The 16996-nt window shown below is 60.9% G+C and carries 26 protein-coding genes and 1 pseudogene; 14 read left to right on the top strand and 13 right to left on the bottom strand.

Annotation, left to right across the window (positions count from 1 at the left end):
• Nucleotides 1-198: 198 nt before the first annotated feature.
• The 6 genes from AAFL97_RS00730 to AAFL97_RS00705 form a co-directional block, all read right to left on the bottom strand.
• A complete protein-coding gene (locus AAFL97_RS00730; protein WP_341643304.1) occupies nucleotides 199-597 on the bottom strand; it encodes a hypothetical protein in 399 nt (132 codons plus the stop codon).
• A 163-nt stretch (nucleotides 598-760) separates the two neighbouring features.
• The gene (locus AAFL97_RS00725) at nucleotides 761-1423 is read right to left on the bottom strand and encodes a phosphotransferase family protein (RefSeq protein ID WP_341643350.1); all 663 of its coding nucleotides are present in this window, start codon (nucleotides 1421-1423) and stop codon (nucleotides 761-763) included.
• Entirely contained in the window at nucleotides 1339-1761 is a 423-nt protein-coding gene (locus tag AAFL97_RS00720; RefSeq protein ID WP_341643303.1) for a hypothetical protein, read from the bottom strand. Before AAFL97_RS00720 ends, AAFL97_RS00725 begins: the two co-directional genes overlap by 85 nt.
• 91 nt (nucleotides 1762-1852) lie before the next feature.
• Nucleotides 1853-2197, bottom strand: a complete 345-nt coding sequence (locus tag AAFL97_RS00715; RefSeq protein ID WP_341643302.1) for a CDP-glycerol glycerophosphotransferase family protein — start codon at nucleotides 2195-2197, stop codon at nucleotides 1853-1855.
• Complete coding sequence (locus AAFL97_RS00710) at nucleotides 2121-2708, bottom strand: hypothetical protein (RefSeq protein ID WP_341643301.1); 588 nt, start codon at nucleotides 2706-2708, stop codon at nucleotides 2121-2123. Before AAFL97_RS00710 ends, AAFL97_RS00715 begins: the two co-directional genes overlap by 77 nt.
• A gap of 161 nt (nucleotides 2709-2869) precedes the next feature.
• Entirely contained in the window at nucleotides 2870-3073 is a 204-nt protein-coding gene (locus tag AAFL97_RS00705) for a hypothetical protein (protein WP_341643300.1), read from the bottom strand.
• A gap of 358 nt (nucleotides 3074-3431) precedes the next feature.
• Between AAFL97_RS00705 and AAFL97_RS00700 the strand changes: the two genes are divergently transcribed.
• Nucleotides 3432-3869, top strand: a complete 438-nt coding sequence (locus tag AAFL97_RS00700; protein WP_341643299.1) for a hypothetical protein — start codon at nucleotides 3432-3434, stop codon at nucleotides 3867-3869.
• A gap of 263 nt (nucleotides 3870-4132) precedes the next feature.
• Here the strand turns inward: AAFL97_RS00700 and AAFL97_RS00695 are convergent, their stop codons facing one another.
• Nucleotides 4133-4378 (bottom strand): glycosyltransferase, encoded by a 246-nt coding sequence (locus AAFL97_RS00695; protein WP_341643298.1) that lies wholly within the window; start codon nucleotides 4376-4378, stop codon nucleotides 4133-4135.
• Nucleotides 4379-4437: 59 nt separating this feature from the next.
• On the opposite strand from AAFL97_RS00695, the gene AAFL97_RS00690 reads away from it, so the two are divergent.
• Nucleotides 4438-4680, top strand: a complete 243-nt coding sequence (locus AAFL97_RS00690) for a hypothetical protein (protein ID WP_341643297.1) — start codon at nucleotides 4438-4440, stop codon at nucleotides 4678-4680.
• Between the two features lie 147 nt (nucleotides 4681-4827).
• Here AAFL97_RS00690 and AAFL97_RS00685 read toward each other — a convergent pair whose 3' ends face one another.
• Nucleotides 4828-5853 (bottom strand): glycosyltransferase family 2 protein, encoded by a 1026-nt coding sequence (locus AAFL97_RS00685; RefSeq protein WP_341643296.1) that lies wholly within the window; start codon nucleotides 5851-5853, stop codon nucleotides 4828-4830.
• 607 nt (nucleotides 5854-6460) lie between these two features.
• On the opposite strand from AAFL97_RS00685, the gene AAFL97_RS00680 reads away from it, so the two are divergent.
• Complete coding sequence (locus AAFL97_RS00680) at nucleotides 6461-6883, top strand: hypothetical protein (RefSeq protein WP_341643295.1); 423 nt, start codon at nucleotides 6461-6463, stop codon at nucleotides 6881-6883.
• A gap of 232 nt (nucleotides 6884-7115) precedes the next feature.
• Complete coding sequence (locus AAFL97_RS00675; RefSeq protein WP_341643294.1) at nucleotides 7116-7925, top strand: hypothetical protein; 810 nt, start codon at nucleotides 7116-7118, stop codon at nucleotides 7923-7925.
• Here the strand turns inward: AAFL97_RS00675 and AAFL97_RS00670 are convergent.
• From AAFL97_RS00670 to AAFL97_RS00655, 4 genes are all read right to left on the bottom strand, one after another.
• Entirely contained in the window at nucleotides 7914-8228 is a 315-nt protein-coding gene (locus AAFL97_RS00670; protein WP_341643293.1) for a hypothetical protein, read from the bottom strand. The genes AAFL97_RS00675 and AAFL97_RS00670 overlap by 12 nt on opposite strands.
• Before the next feature lie 174 nt (nucleotides 8229-8402).
• Nucleotides 8403-8606 carry a hypothetical protein gene (locus tag AAFL97_RS00665; RefSeq protein WP_341643292.1) on the bottom strand — a complete coding sequence of 68 codons (204 nt, stop codon included), beginning with the start codon at nucleotides 8604-8606 and terminating at the stop codon, nucleotides 8403-8405.
• A 110-nt stretch (nucleotides 8607-8716) separates the two neighbouring features.
• Nucleotides 8717-9031: a hypothetical protein gene (locus AAFL97_RS00660; protein ID WP_341643291.1), complete on the bottom strand. Its 315-nt coding sequence runs from the start codon at nucleotides 9029-9031 to the stop codon at nucleotides 8717-8719.
• A 9-nt stretch (nucleotides 9032-9040) separates the two neighbouring features.
• Nucleotides 9041-9439: a hypothetical protein gene (locus AAFL97_RS00655; RefSeq protein WP_341643290.1), complete on the bottom strand. Its 399-nt coding sequence runs from the start codon at nucleotides 9437-9439 to the stop codon at nucleotides 9041-9043.
• 529 nt (nucleotides 9440-9968) lie between these two features.
• Between AAFL97_RS00655 and AAFL97_RS00650 the strand changes: the two genes are divergently transcribed.
• The 3 genes and pseudogenes from AAFL97_RS00650 to AAFL97_RS00640 form a co-directional block, all read left to right on the top strand.
• Nucleotides 9969-10607 (top strand): DUF262 domain-containing protein, encoded by a 639-nt coding sequence (locus AAFL97_RS00650; RefSeq protein WP_341643289.1) that lies wholly within the window; start codon nucleotides 9969-9971, stop codon nucleotides 10605-10607.
• Nucleotides 10604-11557 (top strand): DUF262 domain-containing protein, encoded by a 954-nt coding sequence (locus AAFL97_RS00645; protein WP_341643288.1) that lies wholly within the window; start codon nucleotides 10604-10606, stop codon nucleotides 11555-11557. Before AAFL97_RS00650 ends, AAFL97_RS00645 begins: the two co-directional genes overlap by 4 nt.
• An 18-nt stretch (nucleotides 11558-11575) precedes the next feature.
• Nucleotides 11576-11821: pseudogene (locus tag AAFL97_RS00640) on the top strand (HNH endonuclease family protein); the annotation flags it as partial.
• Between the two features lie 341 nt (nucleotides 11822-12162).
• Here AAFL97_RS00640 and AAFL97_RS00635 read toward each other — a convergent pair.
• The gene (locus tag AAFL97_RS00635; RefSeq protein WP_341643349.1) at nucleotides 12163-12720 is read right to left on the bottom strand and encodes a YgjP family zinc-dependent metalloprotease; all 558 of its coding nucleotides are present in this window, start codon (nucleotides 12718-12720) and stop codon (nucleotides 12163-12165) included.
• Between the two features lie 285 nt (nucleotides 12721-13005).
• On the opposite strand from AAFL97_RS00635, the gene AAFL97_RS24410 reads away from it, so the two are divergent.
• The 7 genes from AAFL97_RS24410 (at nucleotide 13006) to AAFL97_RS00605 (ending at nucleotide 16973) form a co-directional block, all read left to right on the top strand.
• Nucleotides 13006-13230, top strand: coding sequence for a YegP family protein (locus AAFL97_RS24410; protein WP_445954439.1), 225 nt, complete (start codon nucleotides 13006-13008; stop codon nucleotides 13228-13230).
• A gap of 245 nt (nucleotides 13231-13475) precedes the next feature.
• The gene (locus tag AAFL97_RS00630) at nucleotides 13476-14768 is read left to right on the top strand and encodes a tyrosine-type recombinase/integrase (RefSeq protein ID WP_341643287.1); all 1293 of its coding nucleotides are present in this window, start codon (nucleotides 13476-13478) and stop codon (nucleotides 14766-14768) included.
• Nucleotides 14765-14944: a hypothetical protein gene (locus AAFL97_RS00625; protein ID WP_341643286.1), complete on the top strand. Its 180-nt coding sequence runs from the start codon at nucleotides 14765-14767 to the stop codon at nucleotides 14942-14944. The genes AAFL97_RS00630 and AAFL97_RS00625 overlap by 4 nt, the downstream gene beginning before the upstream one ends.
• Nucleotides 14945-14973: 29 nt before the next feature.
• Nucleotides 14974-15141 (top strand): hypothetical protein, encoded by a 168-nt coding sequence (locus tag AAFL97_RS00620; protein ID WP_341643285.1) that lies wholly within the window; start codon nucleotides 14974-14976, stop codon nucleotides 15139-15141.
• Nucleotides 15142-15438: 297 nt separating this feature from the next.
• Entirely contained in the window at nucleotides 15439-15720 is a 282-nt protein-coding gene (locus AAFL97_RS00615; RefSeq protein ID WP_341643284.1) for a helix-turn-helix transcriptional regulator, read from the top strand.
• Nucleotides 15713-15937 carry a hypothetical protein gene (locus AAFL97_RS00610; protein WP_341643283.1) on the top strand — a complete coding sequence of 75 codons (225 nt, stop codon included), beginning with the start codon at nucleotides 15713-15715 and terminating at the stop codon, nucleotides 15935-15937. Before AAFL97_RS00615 ends, AAFL97_RS00610 begins: the two co-directional genes overlap by 8 nt.
• An 874-nt stretch (nucleotides 15938-16811) precedes the next feature.
• The gene (locus AAFL97_RS00605; RefSeq protein ID WP_341643282.1) at nucleotides 16812-16973 is read left to right on the top strand and encodes a hypothetical protein; all 162 of its coding nucleotides are present in this window, start codon (nucleotides 16812-16814) and stop codon (nucleotides 16971-16973) included.
• Nucleotides 16974-16996: the final 23 nt, after the last annotated feature.

Raw genomic sequence — 16996 nt, 5'->3', positions numbered from 1 at the left:
TCGGCTGCTTGTCCTCGCGGTTGCGCGGATGCAGGCCGATGGACAGGTCGACTTTCTCGGCGAGCCGATCGGTGAAGAACAGGAAGCCCGGATAGGACGATGTCGAGATATTCTCCGCTGCCCGTGCCGGCGGGCGTCATGCGTGATGAGCCCATAGGACCTTGAGCTTTTCGCCCTTCGTCGTCTCGCCGCGTGCCTTCATGCCTTCCCCCCCAGCAGCGTATCCAGGCGCGGCCAGCCGACAGGGACGATCTGCCTTGCCTCGAGCTCGACGCCGGGCGTCGCCAGCAGCACGTCCTTCAGCCAGGGGCCGGGCACGAACAGGGTGGCATAGTCGTTGATCATGAAGCGCCCGTCTTCATGCCTCCTGTACATGTAGTTCTTGTCAGCGACGCCGGAGTGCGACATGAAAACGTCGCCGCCCCGGCCGAAGAACATCGACATGTTCAGCAGGTCGGGATTGTGCCGATGGCGATAGGAGAAGCTGCCGGCCGGCAGGTGGCGGCCTATAGCGCCGAAAATGGCCTCTCGACTTCGGCGTAATTGCCCTTCTTCTTGGCCTGGAAGTTGATGTTTTTCATGAGGGGTGACTTCCATGTAAAGGACGGCCGCAGCCACGATGCCATAATCGACGTTGCAGCTTTCTGCAACGATCCGGCTGATGTAATTTCCGGCCGAAGCGGGATCGCTTCGGCGTCGGATAGTGCGGAAAACAGAATCTGGAGCATTTCCGGTGAAGCGGATTGCACCGGAAATGACTCTAGCCCCGCGTCGCCAGTGCCTTCGTCAGCTTCAGGACGGCGGTCACCATGCTCGTCGCCTCCAGGGGCATCTCGCCGTTCTTCCTGTACTGGCGGGCGACCCGGGTGACGTGGTTCGGCAGGAGCCATGTCAGGATACAGTGCAGGGAAGCCTTGAACGACGTCCGCATGCCCCGCTTCGCCCGGCAGCATGCCGTCGATACCTTTCGCAAAAATATGAATTCGTGGAATGCGTTCCTGTCGAAGTCCTTGCCGATGAAGTAGTTCGCTATTGCCTCGCCGAGATCGAAGCCGATGGGAAGCAAGGCGACGGTCCCCCAGTCGGTGACGTAATATTTGCCGCCTCTTTCGACGATGTTGTGGAACCACAGGTCTCCATGGGAGAACGCCTTAGGCAAGGCCGATGCCCTGGCTCTCCAGTCGTTGACGATGGGCTCGATCTGATGGAAGTCGACCCTTTGGTCGGGTTGTATCTCGTCGTTGATCTTCCTGATCAGTTCCATCGCCAGCGCGTCGAGCGTCCTGTATTTCACACTCGGAAGGTGTTCCGACGGCAGGGCGGACTTATGTTCCGGCGTCAGGCAGGCCGCGTTGATCTGCCCGGCGATGGAGGCCAGGCGAAAGGCGCTCTCGTCGGTTCTCGAAGGTCCTCTTCCGGCGATGAACTCGCACAGGACATAGGACTGGCTGCGGCTTGAAGATTCGACATCAAGACGGAAGGCACGCCCCAGCCTTCTCCCCCGAGCTCCGGTGCGATTTTGGTCAGGAAGTAGATCTCGGGATCGAGGGAATAGACGGGCTGATCCACACGGGCGGAAATATCGAGGAATTTGTCCTTGAAGCTCTTCTGGAAGAATTCCAGCTTGCCGCCGTCTTCATTGCGCACGACATGGCGGAAGACGCCGCGGGAATTCGAGCCCCTGCCTTTCTTTATAGGCGCGATCTCCCAGGATGCGACGGCGAAGTCCTTCGGAACACAAGCATCCGCCAGCATTTCCATGTCCCGAAATGGGGTTCTCACTGATCCCTCACCTGTCCGTTCCCGCGTCCGATCTTCCTCGTCCTGTCCGGCGAGGCGTGAAACGCTCCCTCTACGATTCAGCTCCTGTCCGGCGGCTCGGCCGAGCGGGCTCCTCCAGCCGGAGAATGGCCTCGTGGACCCGCGCGCACCAGTGGCCGTCGCGGAACAGGAGCGTCCGCTCGCACGGTACATAGTCCGGCTTTTCCCGGCCGGCACAAGTCGCCTCGACCTGATCGAGAAGCGCGTCAAGCGCGGTTTCCACAGGGCCGAAGCCATCCTTCAAGTATTCGAAATATCCCCGCTTGTAGAAATGCCCCGTCGAGAAAAGCTGGTCGATGTCAAGAAGGTAATACAGGACGGGGCGTTCGAGATAGGCCATTTCGAACGCGACGGACAGATAGTCGGTGATCATCATGCCGGCTTCCGTGAAGAGGCCTGGGTGATTGAGCGGCCAACGGGTGGCGGACCTCGACATGGCCGGGGACGTCGAAGTCGTCGATGTACATGGACATGTTCGGATGCGGGCAGAAGAGAATGCCGAGGCCGGCCTCCTCCGCGATCCGGCGCAGGCGCTCGCTGCGCAGCAAGGCCCCCAGTGGCGCGCATAGTCCGTCTCCTCGAAGTTCGCGATCTTGCCGCGCGCCATGCCGACGCGAACGCTTTCGTCGGTCAGGGAGCGGCGCCATGTCGGCATGATCATGATCTTGCGCGGCTCGACGCCGCGCCAGCAGGCGGTCATGGCGCGGCAGGCCGGAAAGCAGCACCTCCTTCTCGGAGAAGATGTAGTTGCTGTCGTAGCCGGCGATGGACTCGTACTCCGCCTCGGTGGACGTCACGAACAGGAAGATGGGCTTGGTGTTCAGCCATTGGGACAGGTCGTGCAGAATGACGCCGTGCTGCAGGAAGATGAACCTGTAGTCGACCATATCAGCGCATTGGTTTGCCGGCCACGGCCAGGGATGTGATGGTCGATATGCGACGAGATCACGAAGGTCGCATGCGTAAGCGCGCAGAAATGGCTCTCGCTTTGATATTCCAGCAGCCGGAAACCGTCCGCGGCAAGACGGTCCCAGTCCGGGAATCCGTCTCAGCACATAGAATGCCCGATCGGACCGCCCCGATTGCAAGAGATGGCGATAAGATGCTCCGCATTGTCGTCCGCGGCGTCTTCGCGGTCCATGAGCAGCCAGCAATCGCCGTAGCGGGCGCGCGCCTCCTCGGAGCGCGCCTGCATGCGCAGCTCCAGCATGGAGGCATCCAGGGTCGCCGCCTTCGGCTGCGGTTTCTGCATGTGCGCGACGATAGTCGCAAGGCCCTGGCAACGGCTCGATCGTCTTTCCGCCATATTTCAGGCGAGCGGGAACTTGCCGTCGAAGCTTGCGCTGATCTCGTCGCCTTCGGCAACCGGGATCCAGAACCTGTGCTCCGGGAAGTAGAGCCGATTCCGCCTTGAACAGGCTCTGCCGCTTGCTGGACATTTGCGCCGCGACGGCGTTGCCGTTGACCGCCGCAACGATCTCCGGCTGGCTCCGCCCGAGCAGTAGCTTAGCTGCACCAGCCCGTTGCCGGGTCGTATTGTCGGCAATAGAGGATGCCTTGCGGCCGTACCGCGTCCTTGAACATGGCCAGGGGGCGATCTTGTGCTCCTCGTGGCACTTGCCCAGGTTGAAGTCGTTTATGGTGCTCTCGTCGATATGGGGGAAGACCGCGTCGAGGAGCCGCAGGAACTCGCTCTTCTGCTCTTCCGTGAGAAAGTCGGTGCGTTCCGGGTGATCGACCAGATAGCGAAAGCGCCAGGAAGACGTCGTAGAGAACCGTGCGCTGGACGAACCGCGGCACCTGTCCGCCGCTATCGCGCGGGCCTGCTCCAGCAGGTCGACATCGCCGTAGCGGAACTGGTCGCTGTACCACTCGACCTTGAGCTTGGCCCCGTCGACAAGCGAGCTCGCATTGGCGCGCTTGCGATAGAAATAGTTCGCGTCGCGCAGGAAGACGACGTTCCTGTCCGGCTCGCGCAGGAGCAGTCTGTTGAGAAATGCCCGTCCTCGAATGTCGGCCTGATCCGGGAATCGAACCGCAGGCCGTGACGCTCGATCGCCGCCCGGTCGAACCAGGCGGAGCACACCTGCAACTGGATCTGGTTGCGCAGGTCCGAGGACGGCAGTTCCGTGCGCGGCTGGGCGAAGCGGTAGTCCAGCGGATGAATGTTGCTGAACCTGTCTGTATCCTCGTGATAGAAAACCGGCCTTGCCGATACCATCAGGGGAGGGGACGGGAATACCGCCTGCTGATCTCGGCATCGACGGTCGCGAAATAGTTCGCGTCCAGGAAGTCGTCGGGATCGCGAAGCTCACCCAGTCGCCCGTGGCATGCGCGAGCCCGGTATTGCGGGCGGCGGAAAGTCCTGGTTCTCCTGGTGGATATAGGTGATGGCGTCGGGATAGCAGCTCTGCCACCGCCGGGCGATGGCGCCGGACTGGTCGGTGGCGCCGTCGTCCACGATGATGATCTCGACATTCTCCAGCCCCGTCGATTGCCGCACGACCGAGGAGAGGAACTCGTCCAGGTAGGCCCCCACATTATAGGTGGGCACCACGAGCGAGCCGGTTCCGCGAGAGGCCTGGAAGCGGCGGCCGATGCCTTGGAGCGCTCCAGATGCTTGACGATGGCCGACAGCGGAGCGGCCGCTCCGATGAACACCCGGCCGTATTTCAGATGCGCCGGCACGCCGTCGACATCCGCGCCGATCTCGTCTTCGGGCAGGGCCGGTATCCAGAACCTGTGCTCCGTGAAATAGGGGCGGTCGATGAACAGGATCTGCCGCTTGCTGGGCATGAGCGGCGCGACGAGGTGCCGTTGACCGTCGCCGTCACATGCGGCGGCGTGCCGCCGGAATAATAGCTCAGTTGAAGCAGGTTGTTGGCATCGTCATGGTGCCTGGCATAGAGCGCACCCTCGGGCCGCGTCGCGCCCTTGAACAGGGCCAGCAGCGCGACCTTATCCTCCTCGTGGCACTTGCCGAGCTCGAAGCCGTTGATGACGTCTTCATCGATGTCGGAGAAGATCCTGTTCAGGAGCCGGAAGATCTCCCCCTTCTGGTCCTCCGCGAAGCGCTGGCCTGTTCGGGGCGGTCGACGAGATGCTTGATATGTCCGAAGGCGCCGTAGAGGACCGTGCGCTGGATGAACCTCGGGACCACGCCGCGCGCCGCCAGGCCTGCTCCAGCAGGTCCAGATAGCCATGGCGAAACTGGTCGATGTACCATTCGGCCGATACGCCCGCATTGGGCCGCGTGCGATAGTAGGTGTTCGCGTCGCGCAGGAAGACGACGTTCCTCTCCGGTTCCCGCAAAAGCAGCCTGTTGACGAAATGGGCGTCCTCGAAGGCCGGCCCGATCCGCGGATCGAACCGCAGCCCGTGGCGCTCGATCGCGGCCCGGTCGAGCCAGGCGGAGGACACCTGCGGCTGGATGTGGTTGCCCGGGTCGGCGGCGGGCAGCTCCGTCCGGGTGTCCGCGAAACGGTAGTCGAGCGGATGGTCCGTGCGGAACCTGTCGGCATCCTGCTGGTAGGAGACGGGCCTTGTCGCGATCATCACGGGCGCCTGTCCCTGCGTGCCGCTGATTTCGGCATCGATCCTGGCGAAGAGGTTCGGGTCCAGGAAGTCGTCGGGATCGCCGAAGCTCACCCAGTCGCCCGTGGCGTGCGCGAGACCCGTGTTGCGGGCGGCGGAGAGTCCTGGTCCTCCTGGTGGATATAGGTGATGGCCTTGGGAAAGCGGCGCTGCCGCCGCCGGACGATGGCCCCCGACCTGATCGCCGGCGCCGTCGTCGACGACGATGATCTCGACATTCTCCAATCCCGTCGATTGCCGCACGGCCGGGAAAGGAACGTGTCCAGGTATTTCGGCGCATCGCCGACGCACAGGATCAGGGAGAGGCGATTGCGGACGGGCGGCGCGGCCTCGCCCGCGCATCCGCTTGCAGAACTGCTTGCGGCCCCACGCCTTCTTTCCGATCGTCTCCCAGGGATGGCGCAGCATTCTTCGCGACGTGCGCAACAGGGCAAGCAACCGATGTCCCATATATCAACCCTTTCGACGATGCGGCCGAGAGGCAGTGGCCAATGCGCCGACCTTTGTCAATAGCGCGGCTGGCGGCTCCGATTCAGCTGGCGGAGACGTGCGGAAAAAGGCGGCGCGGAAAGCCTTTCATCATGCCGGAGGGCGGGTGCCGCAGGCTTGGCTATGCCGATGGTTCCGTATATTGTCCGGGCACCATCAACAAAAGGCATCCCCTTATGAACCTGATCAAGTGGCTGGGTATTTCAAAGAAGAATGATAGCAAGAAACAGCCTGCCCCGCCCAAAGCCGGTGAATTCGCTGCACAGGTGAAATCCCTGAAAGATAAGGCGCAACCGGCGAAGAAAGCGAAGAAGCGCTGGCGCCTTCCGCCGGACATGTCTGTCGACGCGTTTATCACCGCGGCGAAGGCGACGAATGCGCGTTTCGTCATTCTCAGATGGTTCTACGGCCTGCCCGTCGTCGACGGCGACATCGATATCCTGGTCGACGACGTCGATTATGAAAAGCTGACGGGCCTTCTCGTCCGCGACACGTCCAGCAGGACGGCTTCGATATTTTCACCGTCAACGGGATACTCAAGGGCACCTATCGCAGCATGCCCTATTATCCCCCGCATCTGGCCGAGGAGATATTGGAGTCGGCCGTCGACTACAAGGGTATGTATCCCGTCCCCGACAGCCGGAGGCATATGCTCAGCTTCATCTATCACGCCGTCTACCACAAGGCCGAGCAGTCCGACCTGCCCTTCGGCGCGGGCGACAAGCAGAAGAGCCTCGACAAGGGCAAGCACAGCCACGCGGACCTCATACGGTCGCTGTTCCACGCCATGGATATCAACGAGCCCGTTTCGTTCCTGTCGCTGCACCAGTTTCTCCTCGCCAACGGCTGGGGCGCGCCGACCGATCTCCTGAGAAAGATGGGCGTCAAGAGCCGCTGGCACCGCGAGCTGTACAAGCCCAACCGCAAAAGACGGGGCAGGGGGAGCTCGGCGTCTTCGTCCTGCGCGATTCCGGCCTGAACGTCGGCTGGCTGGAGAAGATGAAGCCCGTCCTGACCGAGCAGGGGTTGCAGATCCTCTCGGTCGACGTTCTGGACGGCGAGCAGCGGGAGATCGCCAAGCGCAAGCTGCGCGGGGGCAACTGGAAAGTCGGCAGCGACCTTGCCTCCCTGCAAAGCCTGAAGGCGATCGTCAACGGCCCCGCCGCCGCGATCTTCGTTTACGACCCGGCGCGCAGGCAGCCCCGTCGGCTTTGCTGGAGGTGCATCCGTTCGTTTCCAACGCCCGCATCCACGAGACCAAGGAATATCTGCGCAAGCAGATGTGGGAGGACATCCGGCCGATACTGGAAACGGAAGGCGGCGGCTGGAACGGCCTGCACGCGGCGGATGACGAGATCGAGGCATGGGAGATGATCGAGGCCGTCCTGCCCGGACGTCTCGCCGGCATCAGGGAGCAGTACCGGGAACTCCAGGAAAAGGAGCGTCTCCCGCGGCGGCGCAAGGCGAGGCGGCCGAAGAGAGAGCCAGCCAGATCGCATCCTGACCCGCACCGGCACATCGGGCCGCAGATCCTACGGGCCGGCGGCCGTGCGCGAAAGCCCTCAGTTTCAAAAGCGGGCTTCGGGATGCGGGCCGGTGACACGGGCAAGTGCCGTGCCGTCCTTGTCCCCGCCAGAGCACTTCTGCGTTTCTCCGAATCGCGAAAGTGCTCTATCTCTTTGTTTTTACGCATTTCCGGACGCAAAGCCGCTGCGCATTTTGCTGGAAATGCTCTAACCCCGATCCCAGGGCAGGCCGCGCGCCTGCCACTCGCTCTTCATCCGTTCGATGATCTCGCCCTCGGCGCGATGGGGAAACCGGGAATGAAGGCGGGCGGCGAGATCGTGGATGTCCGCGATATGCGGCCGGATTTCCTCGGCCTCGCCGGCAAGCCGGACGATTTCCGCCTTCAGGTCCTCGTCCATGCCGTTCTCCTTTTGGCAATGCGTCTGGCGCGGCGGGACGGCCGTCTCCCCGTCACGCCGGCCCCGATGCTCACCGCCCCTGGATCACCCGGATGAAGCGGGGGCTGTTCGTCCTGAAGTCGCTGTAGGTGATGCGGCCGCTGGCGACGCCGTTAAACGTGCGCTGGCAATAGATGCGGGCGACGTCCCGGCGGGGCTGACATTCATGATCTTCGCCATCTCGGCCTTGCGGGCGGGCGATGCCCTGCGGGCACCGGCATAGCACTTGTTCACGCCGTCGCGTTTTGCCGCCGGGCTGCCCCGGACGATCTCCTGGGCGCGATTGTAGTTGCTCTCCGTCATGCATCCCGCAAGGAACAGGGACGCGGACGCAAGCGCTGCGATCGACATCAGTCGCATGTGATTTTCCCCTTCTCGGTCATCAACCGGAAGAAGAATAGGGAGTGTGCCGCAAAGATCAATGCGCCGACGTCAGCCGGCGGCATTTCTCCGCGCATCTCCCGGATATCCCGTAAAAGGACGCTCCGGATTCAAGAAGATGGAGCACCCTTGGCATATCGGACGCCGGGCGCGCTAGATGCCGTCGCTTCCAAGCCCCGGGAGGCCGTCGATCCGGCCGACGGTCGTGCCAAGCGAGCGGACCGCCTCCATCGTCGTCGCGAGGCCTTCCATCAGCAGGGCGATATCCCGTTCCTGGCCGGAGCCGGAGAGCTCCGCCGCCCTGCGGCGCAGCGCCTCGCCGATTGTGTCCAGACGGGCATCAAGTTCTTCGTTCATTCCATCCTCCGATAGGCTGTTATTGTCAGAACCATTCCCACGCCGCCCATAGGCAGGCATAGGCGATAACGACGATTATCACGCACAGGGCGATCTGCCGGGCCAATCGCTCAGCTCCGGTCGCCCGTCGGCTTCACGAGCGAGATGACGCGCGGCTTGGAAGGGGCGTCCAGCCACTCGATCCATTTGTCCCGCTCCTCGACCGTGTCGAAGAACCGCCATAGCTTGTATTCCTCCTCGGTGGTCTCCAGCATCTCGCCGATCGATACGAGCTCCAGCGGCAACGTCACCTCGTTGCCGTCGAAACGCACGAAATAGATGCCGTCGGCCGCGAGGCGGACGACCTGGCCGGTCCCATAGGTCCCGTCGGGGTCGTCGACGGTGAAATACATGCCGGACAATGTGTCGAAGATGGGATCGGTCATTGCTTTCGTTCATTCCTCGTCTGGAGCGTGAACCGAGGACATGACGGCGTCGAACATCATGGAGGATCCGACGTGCCATGCCGTGAAGGGAAGTCCCATCCTGCCCCGGACCGTGACGTCCCTGCCGATGGCGTCGGCCCAGCCCGGGGCTTCCCCGTCCTTGGGGGCGAGATGGACGTCCCGGATGAAGACGTCGGAACGCTCGCCTTCCATGTCCTCGAGCGAGGCGCATGGCCCGTCCTCGACGAAGACGACGAAAGCTCGGATGAGCGTGCCGTTCAGGTGGCTGGTTTCGACGATGCGCAACTGCCCGGTGATCTCCGGCGGCGGTGCTGCGCAATCGTCCGCAAGCGCGGGCAGGGCGGAGGCGACGGCCGCGCAACTGGCGAGAAGCATTCTGGCAAACACGATGACCTCCCGGGGCCGGCGATGCCGGACTTGAAAACGCATGGCATCAGACGTTCGCCCAAGCCCTCGCGAAAGGCAAGCCGGCATATGTCGGACAGTGGATCGGGAAGAGTGGTGCCGCTTAGGTGACTCGAACACCTGACCCCATCATTACGAATTGTTTTTCGTAACAATATCAGATATTTAGACACTCTACGAAATCGTTGGACCCTACTGGACAAGCCATTGGCCGGAATCCACTTTCAGGAGTTGAGAGGTAGCACAGGGTATCACCCGGTTGCCACCCCTTTGATCCCGCGACACTACTAGCAGCCTACAGTTCGCGGTTGGCCCTACTAATCGGCACGGCACCAGCCGGACCTCCCCCTATCAACGGCGCTCACAGTTTGGGGCGGGGAGGGAGTCCGTGGGCGTCGGGATGTCCCGGATCGGCCGGATTCTTGATGTTCAGGCATTGGCAGAAACGGTAAGCGCTTGATCTGTCAGTCCAAGCGGGTGATCTTGGCGCTTCAGGCTGGGGGGAAGTGCATTGCAGACAGACGATTTTTCAATCGAAACAATATTGGCCGAAGGCCGCCGATTTATGGTTCCGCTGTATCAGCGGAAATACCAGTGGGCAGACGAGCGGCTGGTGCCCTTTTGGGATGATGCCGAAGCAAAGGCCGCAGAAGTGCTCGGCGGCAACAATCGATTTCAGCACTACATGGGCGCGCTCATCCTAGCGCCTCTTGGCGAAGGTTCGCAAATTGGAGTGACGCCAAGGGTGCAGGTGGTCGATGGTCAGCAGCGGCTAACGACCTTTCAGCTTTTCCTTGCGGCACTGCGCGAGGTGGCCCGGACGCACCAGTTCGCCGGCATCATTGATCAAGCGAATGGCTACCTGTTTAATCAGCCGCGCTCGAAAGACACTGACCCGCTTGTAAGGTTCAAGCTGACACCGACGCCATCGGACCGCGAAGTCTTCCACGACATCATAGATACTGAGTATTCAAAGGTTCGGGCGAAGTACCAGCGCTTTTATTGGGGCAGTGGCGTTCCGAAGAACACACCGTTCCGGGCGTTGCGTGCATACGACCTGTTTCGGAAGTGGATCAGCGAATTTGCGCTGAACGGCCCCAGCGATGCTGAACCTGACACAGAAGATGAGTCCGGTCGAAGCGGCAGATGAGGGCGCGCACGCCGGAGGTAATCGAGCAGCGCCTTGATGCCCTGCTAAGCGCTGTCCTTGCCCAAATGAAGCTCGTCGTCATCACACTGGGCGAGGGTGACGACGCTCAAGTCATTTTCGAGACGCTCAATTCCAAGGGAGAACCGCTCCTGGCTATGGACTTGGTGCGGAACAACATCTTCCACCGGGCCGAGAAGCAAACCACGGCGACGGATGAGCTTTATAAAGAGCTTTGGGACCCGTTCGACGCGCCTTGGTGGCGCGAGGACGCGCCGAACGCTCGCCCTCGGCGTCCGCGAATTGATCACTTCCTCGCGCATGTCCTTGCCGCCGAGAGCGGTGCGAGTATCGCCATGCGCGAACTCTATGCAGAGTATCGCGCGTTCGCGGTTCCGAAAGGACGGCCCCGCTTCCCGAATGTCGAAGACGAACTGAAGGTGTTGCAACGGCACTCGCCGATATACGAGACGCTTGAAGGCCGAAAAGACGAAAACCCGACTATGGCTTGGCTGGGTCGAAAGCTGGCGATGTGGCAAGTCACCACGGCATACCCAATTGCATTGCAGATCGCGGCGGCAGGGCTTCCAGACGACGAGCAAGATCGCATCGCGCGGCTGGTCTATTCCTACATCGTGCGTCGCGCCGTCTGCGACCTCACCAACAAGAACCTCAACAAGCTGTTTCAGGCGGTCTCGCAGAAGTTCTTTGAAGACGGCCCGTCCTACGACAATCTTCGGGACTTCTTCGTCACCCGCTCGGGAGAGAGTTCGCGTTTTCCCGGCGATGAAGAATTCCGGCGCGGCATTCTGCAGAACCCTGTCTACCAACTGGCTCCCGGCGACCGCAACAAGGATATCCTGTGGGAGCTTGAGCTAACCAGCCGCTCGAAGTTCGCGGAGAAGGTCGCCCGCCCCGGTGGGCTGTGGACTGAGCACGTCCTGCCTGTGTAGTGGACTGAGGACTGGCCGTTCGCCGAAGGTGAGTTCACACCGCGCGGTCAAGGGCACCAGAAGGCGGAAGACCGCGACCGCCTGTTGCACACGCTGGGCAACCTGACCTTGATTACCGGTGCCCTCAACATTTCATCGGGCAACAAGGGCTTCGCTCAGAAGCGCGAGAAGTTTGACGAGCACACGTCGCTTTTCCTGAACAAGTGGTTCGCCAAGCGGGAGTCGTGGACCGAAGCCGACATTCGGGAGAGGGTGAGCATCTAGCGGAAAAGGCGTTGGTCATCTGGCCCGGAGTTGAAGAATGATGTCAGCTTAGGCGCTAAAGGACGACCGGCCTAAAGATCGACTCCGGCGAAATCAAGCTGGGGGCGGTTATGCCCTTGTCGGGTTTGACATTCGCAGACCGTATCCCTTTTCGAGCCACGGTAAAATTTCCGTCTCGTTGGCTAACCGAACATAGTCATCCTCGAAGCGGGTCTTCGATACGACATAGCAGCCGTCATCGTGCTTATGAGGAAATAGAAGCTCGCCCAAGCGAGCGCCACGGCTGACGAAGGCATGCAACTGGCGTTTCGGCAATTTTTCTGTTTCCTCTGCGGACCTGGTCACCAAATGAACTGGTGCCCCATTCGATCAAGTCTTCTTAGGCGATCCTCGTAGTCCGGCATGATCGTTTCCAACGAGCGCCAAAATCGCCGTGAATGATTGTGCTCAAGAACGTGACAAGCCTCATGGGCAATAACGTAGTCGACCAATGGCATTGGTGCCATGACCAAGCGCCAGTTTAGGCGGATGCGTCCCCGTGCGTCGCAACTTCCCCAGCGTTTGGACTGGTCGACGACTTTGACAATTGGTGCCGGAATGCCAAGCGTCTCTGCGATCATTCGCGCACGGACGGGAAAATGCTGGATCGCATGGGCTCGATACCAGTGCCTCAGCCCGCTGCGGACAGCGGTGCGCTGCACGGATGCATGCCCATTCGGCAGAACCGGCGCGATGAGTGTCGAACCTCTCGCAGCAATTCGGGTCACAACGGCGGTTTCGTCGGGAATGAGCTTCAAGCGATACTGGCGGCCAAGATAGTGGAAGGTCTCGCCGCTCACAAACTCCTTGGCAACCGGCTGCCCTCCAAGTTCGCGGTACGCCGCCTGTTTGCGAAGCAGCCATTCGGGGAATGATCGAGCGGGGCGACCGCCATCACGATATCGCAGCGTTCTTCGGCCTCAATCAGGGCCGGATCGCTGAAGTAAAGGATGGAACGCGGTTTCCTGAAGTTCCGCCGGCGAGTCCCGACGAACTTCCGCCGAGGGGACCGCATCTGAGCCCGAAGGCAACGTGGATGGAAAACCGACTGGTCTCGTAAACCAGCCGATTTCCGAATACCTGGGCAAAGCCCGCTAGGCATGCTTTGAACACCGTTACCCTAGCTGGCCCATCCTTAAAGATCAATGACCCGGCGCTTCGGACGGGTCATATTTCCGGCCCAAGGAGGGCCAGCTACATGTTTGAAATCCTTCGCGCGAACGCAGGCGGGTACTTCTGGCGTCTTAAGGGTGCCAACGGCGAAGGCCTTGTGCCACTCCGAAGTCTACACCTCCAAGCAGTCTGCTCAGGCGGGCGTCGATGCGGCAAAGAGGGTTGCTCCCCTCGCACAGGTCCACGACCGAACCTAACGCCTATCGCGTTCTCATAACGAACCTCGCGGCCAACGCCGCGAGGGTTCATTTTTTATGCTGTGGGCTAAACTGAAACGGCCGTTGCTCATTTGCGTCCGCTCGCGCGTGCGTGCGTATCGGATGGCGTCGGACAGGGTTTCTCATCTTTGGCCTAAAGCTCCTTTTGTGTCATAAACATCTGATATCACTAGTAATTTCACGTTATTGACGTTAGGTTGAGTTGAGGCCAACAGGAGGTCTCAATGCCAAACCTACGTCTGACCCGCCGCGCAGTTGATGAAATTCCCCATCCCGCGAGCGGCCAAGTTTTCTACCGTGACACCACGCTGACCGGCTTCGGTCTTCGCGTCGGCAAACAATCCAAGGTCTACTATGCCGAGGGGCAGGTGAATCGGCAGACCCGCCGCGTGACCATCGGCCGCGCCGATGTGTTCGCGGCGGAAATCACCCGCAAGAGAGCGATGGCGCTGCTCGCCGAGATGGCGGAAGGTCATGACCCGAATGCCGAGAAGCGCAAGGAGGCGGTGGCCAAGGTCACGCTGGCTGACGCATTCGACAGCTTCTTCATCGCTCGTCCGCAGCTTTCGCCGCATACGGTGCTGAACTATACGAGGACTGCCAAGCTCTACCTCAAGGCATGGCGCAAGAAGCCGATCAACGAAATCACCCGCCAGATGGTGCTGAAACGGCATCAGGAGCTTTCCGCCGAAATCGGGAAGACCACGGCCAACAATGTGATGCGGCATCTGCGGTCGGTCTACAATTTCGCCGCTGCGACCCGCTGTGAGTTTCCGCCGAACCGGGTACAGATATTGACGCAGGCGCGAGCATGGCACCGCGAACAGCGTCAGCAGACAGTCGTGACGGCGCTGGACCTGCCTATTTGGTGGAAGGCGGTGATGGCCGAACCGGACTATGCCCGAGACTTCTTGCTCATGGCGCTGTTCACCGGCATGCGCCGGGGTGAGTTGATGGCCCTACGTTGGGACAACGTGGACCTGATCGCTCGGACACTGCACCTCCCGAAGACCAAAAATGGCGACCCGCTGAACCTACCTCTGTCGGGGTTCCTCGTGGACCTGTTAACGGAGCGCAAAAGGCAGCCGGGCGAGTCAGCATTTGTGTTCCCCGGCCCCGGTAAACAGGGCCACCTGATGGAAACGAAGAAGTTTCTGCTCCGGGTCAGCGCAGGGTCCGGCGTCAGCTTCACGCTGCACGATCTGCGGCGGACATTCATCACCATCGCGGAAAGCCTCGACGTTCCGTACTATGCGCTTAAGCGATTGCTGAACCACCGCGCTAATGGCGACGTGACGGGCGGCTATATCGTCGTGAATGTCGAACGCTTGCGCGGCCCGGTGGAACTGGTCGCGGCGGATACTGGAGTTGGCCAATGTCAGGCGGTGACTCCACTTACACAGCGATTTTTGGGGACAGCGGCACGGTGCTTGAGCGCGTCCTACTCGCCATCATCAACGCCCACACCACACCAGCCACAGACGGACGCCAGCTTGAGCGTCTGGACGCGGCGATGAACGCGCTGACCGGAGTCGACTGGCCGGCGAACCCGGCTCACGCCGCCGCTCTGCGCAAGGCGCTGAACTTCATGGCGCAGGAACGGCAATGCGAAATTTGCGACCGGGATATGGATATGTTGCGGGCAGGCGGCAAGGTCGGCCCGTCCGCTCGGTGCGGGAACTGGCGACGATAGCTGTCTCCGAGTTTCTGGATTGCGCCGACATGGCAGAACTAAACGAAGCCGCCGAACATCTTGTCGCACTCTTCAGCGATCGTCGCCGCGAGTTTCGGATAGTTGGTTACGATGCGGTGCGCGAGGCTATGGAGACAGAGGCAGTCCAGCGTCTGTGCGCCGAACTGACGGAATGGGATGTCCCAATCTGCCTCTGATATTTCAACCGCTTACCGGCTTTCTGTTTCAATCGCCAGTATTGCCCGTTGAATATCAACCCGCATCATGCAATGAAATAGATGCGGATGAGTTGACATCCATCGCCCGGAAACATCCGGTGGCGAGTAACCCCAGGGTCGGCGCAAGTGGCGCCGGGGCCTGACGGACTATACTCTTGCGGGAAGCCCTTCCCGGCCATGTCATGTAGCTGAGAACCGAGAACGAGGAACGACTGCCTACTCCGGCATCGATTTCCCTTGTGCGCGCTCGGTCGCGCTAGCTCGAAAGTTACAGACATGACATCGATAACTCACAATCGCGCCCAGCAGGGCGCGATTCCTTCCCCTACGCAATACAGCCAACAGCCGATGGAACGGTTCCTGACAACCGGTCAGGTAGCCACATTAACTGGCATGAGCGAGTCGTATTTCGAGAAGGCGAGGCTCAGCTCTTTCGGCCCTCCCTTCATCCGGCTTCGCCCCGGTTCCAAGAGCGGCGCGATCCGCTATCGTCTCAGCGCTGTCATGCGTTGGTTGGAAGAGCGGCAATACAACCCGGAGGAGGCGCATCATGGCTGACCTTCTCCAACCCGATGCGCAGCAGGCAATTTCCTTCCTGCTTTGGCTCAACCCGCAAGCGCCGCTCCATCTGGAAACACATGAAAGTGCGGGTGATACACGGCCAAAGCCGAAGAACTATCAGGCTCACGCCGCCGACGCCGCAAAACGCTTCGTCGCCGCCAACAACGGCGACGAGTATCGACGCAATGTCTATTTTTGCCCAACGCCGAACTGATGTCGGGCGGGCGCGCCAAGGTCAATATATCGGCCTCGCGTTTCCTCTGGGTTGACCTCGACTGCAAGGATTATCCCGGCAGAGAGGAGCAACAGCGCGACACAATACTTGGCCTACTTAGCGAAGACAAGCTGCGTCCGGCAGGCATACCGAAGCCGACTGCATTCTGGTTTACAGGAGGTGGTTATCAGGCGATCTGGCGCATGGCAGAGCCTGTTCCGCAGAGGAAGCCGAGGCTTACAACCGCGCTTTGCTTGTCGCGCGTTCCAAGGCGGAGCTGGTCCGATCGACGTCAGCCGGCTTCTCAGATTGCCCGGAACCGTCAACTGGCTGAGCGATAAGAAGCGGGCAACAGGCCGGGAACCGGCCAAGGCGTTCCTGTTGGAACCGATTTCGTTCGGCGCCTCCCCGAGAAGCTATACGCTCGCCGATTTCAGGTTGCGTTTCGACAAATCCAGTTCGTCCAAGACTGATGGCAAGGCTATCGCCAATCTGGACGACATCGAGGCGCTGCCTCTGCCTGACGACCGAGGCGAGATAATCCCTCTCGACCCGGTCTGGTCGGAGGCTATCGTCACGGGCAAGAATCCGCCCGGCAAGAATTATCAGTCTCGTTCGGAACTGGTTTTGCGGCGACTCTCTGGCTGCTTCAGCAGCAATGTCACGCCCGGTCATGTCGTGTCGATCCTGACCAGCCCCGATCTCGGCATCAGCGCCCATGTGAGGGAAAATCCCAACCCGCTACGATATGCACGGCGGCAGGTGGCGCGGGCGATGGAAACCATCGATCTGCGAGGACGAGGATGGCCGAGGGGTCGACGAGTACGGGCATCCGGCGTCGAATGCGCCAGAAAATGTGCGGTTCGCTCTCGCCATGCTCGATGTCGATGCGCGCCGCAACATGTTCACTCATGCCGACGAGGTGACCGGACTGGGGCTTGAAGGCCGGGACATCTCGGATATCTGCGAAATCCTGTGCAGCATATTCGACCGCAAGCTGGGTTTCAGCGCGGAGAGTAACTGTCATTCGGCGTGAACTGATTACGGTTGCCTATGAAC

This window comes from Thauera sp. SDU_THAU2 (assembly GCF_038260575.1).
In the GTDB taxonomy this organism is placed as follows: Bacteria; Pseudomonadota; Gammaproteobacteria; order Burkholderiales; family Rhodocyclaceae; genus Thauera.
Note: the sequence above shows the minus strand (reverse complement) of the source record. Positions and strands in the feature narration are given on the sequence as shown.